Source organism: Leptospira weilii (assembly GCF_006874765.1).
In the GTDB taxonomy this organism is placed as follows: domain Bacteria; phylum Spirochaetota; class Leptospiria; order Leptospirales; family Leptospiraceae; genus Leptospira; species Leptospira weilii.
This window is the reverse complement of sequence record NZ_CP040840.1, coordinates 839,161-847,500: the sequence shown is the minus strand read 5'-3', so window position 1 is coordinate 847,500 and position 8,340 is coordinate 839,161. Positions and strand designations below refer to the sequence as shown.

10 protein-coding genes and 2 pseudogenes (1 of these 12 only partly in view) are annotated in these 8,340 nt (G+C 40.6%); 2 read left to right on the top strand and 10 right to left on the bottom strand.

Translation table 11 applies throughout. The features are described from left to right. The 5 genes from FHG67_RS04090 to vapB all read right to left on the bottom strand — a co-directional run. Nucleotides 1-315, bottom strand: partial view of a hypothetical protein gene (locus FHG67_RS04090; protein WP_004499241.1) — the 5' portion only. It extends 210 nt beyond the left edge of the window; the window shows 315 of its 525 coding nt (coding positions 1-315); it begins with the start codon at nucleotides 313-315; its stop codon lies off the left edge, out of view. A 153-nt stretch (nucleotides 316-468) separates the two neighbouring features. Further along, nucleotides 469-1,299, bottom strand: a complete 831-nt coding sequence (locus FHG67_RS04085) for a hypothetical protein (protein WP_004501498.1) — start codon at nucleotides 1,297-1,299, stop codon at nucleotides 469-471. A 3-nt stretch (nucleotides 1,300-1,302) separates the two neighbouring features. Continuing rightward, the gene (locus FHG67_RS04080) at nucleotides 1,303-2,460 is read right to left on the bottom strand and encodes an LIC10775 family protein (RefSeq protein WP_036075452.1); all 1,158 of its coding nucleotides are present in this window, start codon (nucleotides 2,458-2,460) and stop codon (nucleotides 1,303-1,305) included. Nucleotides 2,461-2,745: 285 nt separating this feature from the next. Beyond that, entirely contained in the window at nucleotides 2,746-3,147 is a 402-nt protein-coding gene (gene vapC, locus FHG67_RS04075) for a type II toxin-antitoxin system tRNA(fMet)-specific endonuclease VapC (protein WP_004495849.1), read from the bottom strand. Continuing rightward, nucleotides 3,144-3,374, bottom strand: coding sequence for a type II toxin-antitoxin system antitoxin VapB (gene vapB, locus FHG67_RS04070; RefSeq protein ID WP_016759326.1), 231 nt, complete (start codon nucleotides 3,372-3,374; stop codon nucleotides 3,144-3,146). The genes vapC and vapB overlap by 4 nt, the downstream gene beginning before the upstream one ends. A 159-nt stretch (nucleotides 3,375-3,533) precedes the next feature. Between vapB and FHG67_RS22185 the strand changes: the two are divergent. Both FHG67_RS22185 and FHG67_RS22805 read left to right on the top strand, forming a co-directional pair. Further along, nucleotides 3,534-3,922, top strand: a pseudogene (locus tag FHG67_RS22185) (transposase family protein); the annotation flags it as partial. 101 nt (nucleotides 3,923-4,023) lie between these two features. Then, nucleotides 4,024-4,633: pseudogene (locus tag FHG67_RS22805) on the top strand (transposase); the annotation flags it as partial. A gap of 112 nt (nucleotides 4,634-4,745) precedes the next feature. Here the strand turns inward: FHG67_RS22805 and purQ are convergent. Genes purQ through ccsA form a run of 5 tightly spaced genes read right to left on the bottom strand, consistent with a single transcriptional unit; the run spans nucleotide 4,746 to nucleotide 8,318 of the window. Continuing rightward, the gene (gene purQ / locus FHG67_RS04040) at nucleotides 4,746-5,405 is read right to left on the bottom strand and encodes a phosphoribosylformylglycinamidine synthase subunit PurQ (RefSeq protein WP_002614451.1); all 660 of its coding nucleotides are present in this window, start codon (nucleotides 5,403-5,405) and stop codon (nucleotides 4,746-4,748) included. After that, nucleotides 5,402-5,650, bottom strand: a complete 249-nt coding sequence (purS, locus tag FHG67_RS04035; RefSeq protein ID WP_002614445.1) for a phosphoribosylformylglycinamidine synthase subunit PurS — start codon at nucleotides 5,648-5,650, stop codon at nucleotides 5,402-5,404. Before purS ends, purQ begins: the two co-directional genes overlap by 4 nt. Further along, a complete protein-coding gene (locus FHG67_RS04030) occupies nucleotides 5,626-6,492 on the bottom strand; it encodes a phosphoribosylaminoimidazolesuccinocarboxamide synthase (RefSeq protein ID WP_016759636.1) in 867 nt (288 codons plus the stop codon). The genes purS and FHG67_RS04030 overlap by 25 nt, the downstream gene beginning before the upstream one ends. Continuing rightward, complete coding sequence (locus FHG67_RS04025) at nucleotides 6,489-7,619, bottom strand: PP2C family protein-serine/threonine phosphatase (RefSeq protein ID WP_004499160.1); 1,131 nt, start codon at nucleotides 7,617-7,619, stop codon at nucleotides 6,489-6,491. The genes FHG67_RS04030 and FHG67_RS04025 overlap by 4 nt, the downstream gene beginning before the upstream one ends. Before the next feature lie 6 nt (nucleotides 7,620-7,625). Beyond that, entirely contained in the window at nucleotides 7,626-8,318 is a 693-nt protein-coding gene (gene ccsA, locus FHG67_RS04020; protein ID WP_004496073.1) for a cytochrome c biogenesis protein CcsA, read from the bottom strand. Nucleotides 8,319-8,340 lie beyond the last annotated feature (22 nt).

Below are 8,340 nucleotides of genomic sequence, written 5' to 3'. Positions count from 1 at the left end.
TTCGCTGATCTTAGAAAGTCCGGATTCTGCAAGTTCAATCCTTATATGGAAATCGGGTTCTTTTTGAACTCTTTGGAATAATTCGCTTTCTTCCGAATCCGTAAGTGCGGTCGGCTCTTCGTATCCTTCTTGAATTCTTTCCTTCCATAACGCCCCGGCTTCTTTGTTTAAATCATTTTCGTTTGAAAAAGTTTTCGTGTCTATCTTTCTTGTTTTTCCTATCTCACCCAATGTCGTCACGAGTAAGTTTTTGAAAATTTCCTGTTGCCAAAACGTTCCGAGTTTTTTATTAATTAAGTATTTTCTAATATTCATATATTCCCAATTCCTTGATTGACGTTGTAGTTTTTATTTCTGAATCGCAAGACTTTATAAAACCTAAAAGTTATATCCCAAAACTAAATCAGAACCTTCCGACTTGATCTTTCTAATAAAGTACAGTTAAATTTTGGGACACACACTGTAAACTCATCTTTCCTTGCCGAAAAACTTCCCCAAAAAAATACAAACAAACCAGGAATAGTTCAGAAAGAACAAACCCGAAAGTCCGTACATTCCGGCTCGAATAAGTTTCTTTTCCGGGTCGGAAATCGGCCGAAAAATCATGGGATATTCCGGAATGGAAAATTTATAAATCCTTCCCGCATCCTGAACGGAAAGTTTATAATAGGAATATAAGGAATGCGTTTTTAAACTTTCCCCCCAAAAAAAGACGGAATTTCCCCAGACACAATTCGGAAGCTCCATCCTCCCACATGCAATCCAAACGTAAATCGGATCCCCTTCTTTCCAATTCGCAGAAACGAGAGGAGCCACGTGAAAATAAATCGTCTTTGTATGATTTGGCTCCGTCTTTACTTTGCGTACCGCAGACCTCGATGAGACATAGTTGGTAAGAATTTTGACTCCTCGAAAGATAAGAATTCGGTCATTCCCGAATTCTTCGCCTTGTGCAAGATGAGCGTTTTTCCCGATCGGAATTCCAAGAAAGAATCCAATGCTATGACCGATATAAAATGCAGAAACTCCCGCCGAAAGTAGACCCAAAAATAAAGCGATATAAAGCAAGTTACCAAATTTCGCACTGAGTCGGATGACTAAAAAAAGAAGTGGGAGAAATAGAAATAATAGTAAGATCGTCGTGAGTAAAACGGAACCGTAAATTCCCAAAGGAATAAAAAGAAGCGCCATTCCGTCCACAAGGCAAAATCCGATCAACAACAGTTGCCAGAGAGAATTTTGCGAGGGCGGCTCCGGTGGGAAAGGGCGATCTCCTGTTTTTACAAGCGCAAAAATCATAACTCATTCGACAATCAGTTTCTGGTTCAATTGTGACCAAATTTGTTGAATACGATCAATCTGTTTTTCCGGCCCGGCTACGGAGAACAGAAGTCCGCGATTCTCCCGTAAATAATATTTTTCCAAAAAAATCATGGAGACCTTTCTTCCATCCTTATGGAAGTAATCAAAACGACTAACGTAATAATCTTCCTCCTTTCTTCTTCGGAAATTTGTTTCCCGGATGGTTCGAGGATTGACTCCCCGTTTGAGATCCCAGAGTTGAAAATAATTTTTGGAATTATAAACTGCAGCAATCGGATGATATGTGAGTCCGATTGTGAACAGAATCCTATCCGGTCTGTAGTAAAGAAATTTTTCGGATTGGGATCGATATATTTTTTCCCATTCCTCTTTCTGCGAAAATCCTTTTTTGTCTCCGGGCTCGATCTTTGTTGTTTCGGCAGTAGCATATTCCCCCTCTTTCTCTTGTTCTTTCAATGGAATCGATTGATAATACCTTCGAATCTTCCAGACGTGATCCTCTTCCCTTCCGCTTTCAGGAGTTTCCGGTTCCGGAAAATAATGTTTCCAATCGTCTGTCGTCTCCAATGAGAACCGGAAAGAATCACTTTCAATTTTTAGAATATTCTTTTTTGTGCATCCGTATGGATCGGTGAGATCGTCCACCTCTCCTCTTTTGTGAGCCATATGTTTCATCAAACGACTCAGTTCCTCAGTAGCGCTTCGATAACCTTCGGGAACTAGTTTTCCAAATTGAAATCGATAACAAAGTCCGATACCCTTCAACAAACGAATCGCAGAATACGGTTCTCCATGTTCCGCCAAAGCCCTTGCTTCGCTTTCGTGCACATCGAGTTCGGAAACGTCCGGAAAAACTTCCCTAAAATCGCGGTCTATCAAGAATTCCACCCTTCCGTCTTTGTAAAAACGATAATTTCTTCCGTGCAGATCCGTCTTCCAAACGAAATGGGGATTTGGTCGAAAATATCTCATCACTCGGTTGTAAAGTACGGCTTCTTTTTGTTCCTGATCCTCGTACCAAGTACCTCGTAGCAATGGATCCGTGGGAGCAGTCGCCTGAGTTTGCGACCGAATTTGTAAGGTCATCGGTAGGATAGACAATATCCCTAAACTGAATATTCTAATTTTTAGATACATTTGTATCACTCTTTTCCTACTTACATTCCCCACATTTTCGCTTTTGGGAAGCTTTGGCTTTAACTTTTTTAATTTCCTTTTATGGATAGGTCTTAGGGGTCAGATGTCAGAAATCAGTGGATAGTCTGACCTTGCCTAGGAGACGTTGACAAGAGGTTCGAGTGAGCCTTAGCGAACGTCCCGCGAACCGAAGTGGCAAAGCAATGTGGCTTTAGCCCGAAGTGAGAGTCGCATGAGCAATCTCGAACGAAGCGAGGAGACGAAGTTAGACGCCGTCGGAATCTTTTAAAGCCAGTTTTCAATTTTAATTTCTTTAATCCGAGTAAATTCTTTTTCATTGTTTGTTACAAGCGTAAGTTTATTCGATAATGCCTGAGAAGCGATTAGAAGATCGAAAGGACCAATTGGTTTCCCTACTCTTTCTAATTCTACTCGAACTTTTGCAGCTTTATTCGTATCTTCACTAACAAACGGAAGAATATTCAAATAACTTAAAAATTCTTCTAAGACTTTCAGATTTCTTTCAAAATGAAGACTCTTCTGAACACCGTATTTTAATTCAAATTCCGTAATTGATGAAATGAAAATATTCTCTAATTTAATCTTTTTAAATTTCTTATAAACAGATTCCGGCTTTTGATTAATTATATAGATACAGATATTCGTATCCAACAAGTATTGAGTCATATTCTATTTCGTTTATCGTAGCCATTTGGTTGATTCCGATCAATAAGCAGATCTTCAGAAAAATTATTAACCGTATTCCAAAATCGATCAACCGCATCGTCTATTGGCGTTAAAATGACGTTATCGCCATCTTTTCGTATATAAACTTCTTTACCCTTAAAACGATAGTCCTTTGGTAAACGTATTGCTTGGCTGTCGCCATTTTTAAAAATTTTAGCTTTATTCATATATATTTAATTATATATATAATTGCAATTGAGTCAATAGTTTTTTGAAGCTATTAAATAACGTGAGCAGGGTCGTAAGGGAGAAAAAAAGGGAAAGATCTTGTACTCAAAGCGCCAGATCACATATTGAACCAAATTTCCAGCAAGAAAAGGTAAAATATGGATCTGACAGAGATATTTTGTGCGATAGACGATTATTGTACACAACAAAAAATAAACTGGAATGTGAAAACACTTTTGTCCGGTGGTTCGAAAGAGAAACCGAAAATTTCAGTTAAGCCTGAGTGAAGTAGCAACAATTGCGGTTTATTTTCATCTTTCTCATTATAGAGAATTTAAAAATTTCTATTTGATAGAAATAAAAAAGAATCTAAAATCCGAATTTCCAAAAGCTGTAAGTTACAATCGTTTTGTTGAACTGATGCCTAACGCGTTACCTGTCATAGCTTCCTTTCTATCCAATACTTGTATGGGAAAATGTTCCGGAATTTCTTTCATTGATTCTACGATTCTTTGGAGTATGCGATAACAGAAGAATCCATTCTCATAAGAACCTGTCCAGGTTCCTATTTGTTCTTACGGAAAAAACCGAACCGAACAGAACCTTGCAGCTTGACTCTTTGGTAAAGTAAAATGAAGTTTTAGAATACGCTGTAAAGTATTTAAAGATACCGCACAACGAGGGAAATCAAGCACAGGCTTGGCTTTAAATTGCATTTAATCGTAAATGATCAAGGTGAAATCTTATCATTTATGAAACCTCCTGGAAACGTGGATGATAGAAATTCGAAAGTGATTTTTCCACTTGTTAAGAATATTCACGATAAGAACCTGCCCCACCAGTTCTTTCTTATGGAAAAAACTGATGATGACAGAACCTTGCAGCTTGATCTTTCTGATAAAGTAAAATAAAGTTTTGGATGCGCTGTAAACTTTTTGGAGATAGAGGTTATATCAGTCAATCTTTGTTTGAAAGTCTTTATGAAAAGGGAATTCAACTCATTACAAAATTAAAAAAGAATATGAAAATAAATGAATGCCCTTAGTCGACAAAATTCTTTTAAGAAAAAGAGCTATCATTGAATCCGTAAATGATGAACTCAAAAATATCTGTCAGATTCAACATACTAGACATCGAAGCTTTTTCAATTGGGCCGTTAATCTATTAAGCGGTTTAGTTGCATATTCCTTTTTTCCAAAAAAACCCTTCTTTGAATTTGAGGTCAAAAGACAATTTACAACTTTTACTCTCTAATTAGGCCGAACTCACGTTAGTTAGAACTTGATCTCACGTTACTTAAAAATAGATAACTGAACTCCCCCCGAAAAAACGAACAACGGCTACGCGGAGTTTTTAACTCGAAACTCGTCTCAAGCGCTCAAAATCAGATCTATAACGATCTTTCCGTCGACTTCGCCGGTCACGGGATTCATCGCCCTTTCCGGATGAGGCATCATTCCGGCAACCTTGAAATTTTTGGACGTGATTCCCGCAATTGCTCCGAGAGAACCGTTCGGATTTTCCCCGAAGTAACGAAATAAAATTCTCTCTTCGTCTTCGAGTTGTTTGATAACGTCGGATGTCGCATAATAACAACCGTCCGCGTGAGCGATCGGAATTTTCAATTCTTTTCGAGAATCGAGAGACGCGGTCACCGGGTTTGCGGAAGAACCTTTTTTCAAGGTCACGGTTTTGCAAATGTACTTGAGAGTTTTATTTCTTGTGAGAGCCCCGGGTAAAAACTCCGCTTCCGTAAGAATTTGAAAGCCGTTGCAGATCCCGAAAAGTTTTCCTCCCTTGTCCACATGCTCCTTAACGGACTTCATCACCGGAGAAAAACCCGCCATCGCACCGGAACGAAGATAATCCCCGTAAGAGAAACCTCCCGGAAGAATCACCAACTCGTATTTTTTGCTGAACTGATCTCTGTGCCAGACTCGATCCACTTCCGCTTCGTATTGATCCCTTAAAACTCGGTAGATATCCGAATCACAATTGGAACCCGGAAAAGTGACGATCGCAACTTTCATATTTTTTGAATATTCAGAGAATATGTTTCTATTACATGATTGACGAGAATCTTATCGCAAAGTCTTTCCACATCCTTTTTAGCCGCTTCTTCGTTTGGAGCGTCGATTTTGAGTTCGATATACTTGCCGACTCTCACGTCTCGAACGGATTTTTCTCCGACTTCGGAGAGAACTTTTTTTACCGTACTTCCTTGCGGATCCAAAACGGATTCCTTAAGGACTACTTGGATTTTTGCGATATACATGAAAGAATGAGATCCTCTATCTTCTGATATTTTTCTCTCAGCTCTTGAATAAGTTCCGCCGGGAGACCGGGCGCGGGGGACATCTTGTTCCAACTCGTGGTTTCCAGATAATTCCTAAGAATCTGTTTGTCCAAGCTCGGCGGAGAAATTCCGACAGAATACGTATCCGCAGACCAATACCGGGAAGAATCCGGAGTCAAAAGCTCGTCAATCAGAATGACTTGTCCGTCCAAAATTCCAAACTCGAATTTAGTATCACAAAGAATGATTCCCGCACTATCTACCACTTCAGAGGCACGCAGGAAAATGGAAATCGATTTTTCTTTCAGAATCTCGAACAGTTCCTTTCCGATCCGATTCTCCATTTCTTTTTCCGAGATATTCTCATCATGACCTTGATCGTTTTTGACCGCGGGAGTAAAAACCGGCTCGGGAAGTTTTGCGGATTCTTTCAAACCTGAGGGAAGTTTTACGCCCGCAAGAGTTCCCTCGTTCCTGTATTCCTTCCAACCGGAACCCGCGATATAACCGCGAACCACACATTCGTAGTCAATCCGTTTGCACTTTTTTACAAGAACCGACCGGCCCTTCAATTCCTCACGGCCTCGAAAGGGAAAAGGAAAATTCTCCACGTCCGTTTCCAAAATATGATTGGGGACGTTTTTAAAAAATTCAAACCAAGAAGCGGAAATCCGATTGAGAACCTTTCCTTTGTTTGGCACGGCCTGCGGAAAAACGACGTCGAAAGCGGAAATACGATCCGAAGAGGAAAGAATCAGTTTATCACCGAGATCGTAAATATCCCTAACTTTTCCCCGATAGGAAGGATTCGGCAAATTCATAGTTTCAATACCATCATAGCGATATCGTCATCATTCGTGCCTCTGTCCGAATGCGCAAGAATGGATTCCATCATAGAAACGAGAATATCCCCCTCCTTGGAAATATTTTCTTGAAAGATTTTTTTCAATTTTTCTTCCCCGAGAATGTTCATACTCTTGTCGGTGATCTCGGTCGCGCCGTCCGTATAAAGAAGAAGATAGGAACCTTTCTCAAACTGAACGGATTTGAATTCTTCTTTTACGTTGATTTCAATCGGAATGATGAGAGGTCCCATTCCGGAAAGAGTTGTAACTTCTCCATTTTGATAGAGGATCGGAGGAGGATGACCTCCGTTCGAATATTCGAAGCTCAGGTCCTTGTTTAAGATTCCGTAAAAGAACGTAATCGAAAATTCGTCGGGAAGAATTTTCTCAAGATTATAGCGAAGTGTCTGCACCTTCTCTTGCAAACTTTGATCCGGAGAAAGACTGGAGACCTGCATCTTGAGCATCGCGGCGAGCAAGGCCGCGGAAGGACCGTGACCGGAACAATCGGCGATAAAAATATGGAGAGAATCGTTTTCAACCCAAGCGTCCGTGTAATCCCCGCCGATCTGCATCAGAGGTTGAAAGATCGTACTTAAGCTGATTCCGTTCCATTCCAATTCTTTTTCGGGGAGAAGTTCCTGCTGAACTTTCCTCGCCATGATAAGTTCCCTCTCGTAATTTCTTTTTTGTTCTAAAACCTCGTCTTGAAGAATTTTAATTCGAATGAAAGCGCGAATTTTAGCGACCAATTCCTTCGGCTGAAACGGTTTGTGGATGAAGTCGTCTCCGCCGTGAGAAATTGCCTCGTCGAAACCTACTTCGCGATTGATCCCAGTGATAAAAAGAATGGGAAGAAGTTTGAATCTTTCGATTTCTCTGAGTTCTTTACAAAAGGAAAAACCGTCTTGGTCGGGCATACTTACGTCCAACAAAAGCACGTCCACTCGATTCGTAAGAAGAACACTACGCGCGTCGGCGGCGGACTCGGCCGTAAAAATCTGAAAGCCCAAAGGTTTGAGGGTATGTACGATCAACTTTAGATTTATCTCGGAATCGTCGACCGCAAGAACCGTATACAGACTATAATTCGGAGAGGACAAAGTTTTTTACTCTTCCCTTTCCGGTAAATTCTCGCGAAGATCTTCGATCTTAGACAAACGATAAGCGAAACGGAATAATACCAAAAATAGAATATGATACGCAAGAACTCCTATCCAGAAACTCAGACGGATGTCGGAATCCATTCCCCCCTTTCCAAGAATCGACTCGGGATGATTCCCCGGATTATCCATCCAACGAATCGCCCCCCAGGTGATAACTGCGTTCACGGCACAGAGAATACTCAGAAAAGCGGAGAATATTTTTTTCTTGGAAGCGTCGGCGATCAATATTCGAAAAACAAAATATGCAATCAAGCTAATAAACAAAACCGTAAACGATTGAAGTCTCGCATCGGTCTTATCCCAGGGAACTCCCCAGGCGCTCAGCGCCCAAATTCTTCCCGAAAATATCACCCCCACTGCAAACAAAAGAGCGATCTGATTTGCCGAAAGAGAAAGCAAATCCCATTTGGATTCTTTTCGAACCAGATAAAGAACCGCGAAAACGAGAGAAAAAATCGGACCGTAAAGAGCAACCCAAGCGACCGGAACGTGAAAGTAAAAAATTCTGTGGGCCGTTCCTTGTTGTAAGATCACGTTCGGGTAATTGAGCGACAATAAAACGGCGGCCGGGAAACCTATTAAAAAAACCGCAGACAAGACCCAATCCCAAACGGGATGAGCGATACGAATTTTCATACGAAATAGAGTATTCGTAATA

Coding starts and splice junctions, on each gene's coding strand:
- vapB (WP_016759326.1), bottom strand. CDS start 3,374: ATGAATAAAGCTAAAATTTTTAAAAATGGCGACAGCCAAGCAATACGT.
- vapC (WP_004495849.1), bottom strand. CDS start 3,147: ATGACTCAATACTTGTTGGATACGAATATCTGTATCTATATAATTAAT.
- purS (WP_002614445.1), bottom strand. CDS start 5,650: ATGTATATCGCAAAAATCCAAGTAGTCCTTAAGGAATCCGTTTTGGAT.
- FHG67_RS04030 (WP_016759636.1), bottom strand. CDS start 6,492: ATGAATTTGCCGAATCCTTCCTATCGGGGAAAAGTTAGGGATATTTAC.
- FHG67_RS04085 (WP_004501498.1), bottom strand. CDS start 1,299: ATGATTTTTGCGCTTGTAAAAACAGGAGATCGCCCTTTCCCACCGGAG.
- FHG67_RS04080 (WP_036075452.1), bottom strand. CDS start 2,460: ATGTATCTAAAAATTAGAATATTCAGTTTAGGGATATTGTCTATCCTA.
- purQ (WP_002614451.1), bottom strand. CDS start 5,405: ATGAAAGTTGCGATCGTCACTTTTCCGGGTTCCAATTGTGATTCGGAT.
- ccsA (WP_004496073.1), bottom strand. CDS start 8,318: ATGAAAATTCGTATCGCTCATCCCGTTTGGGATTGGGTCTTGTCTGCG.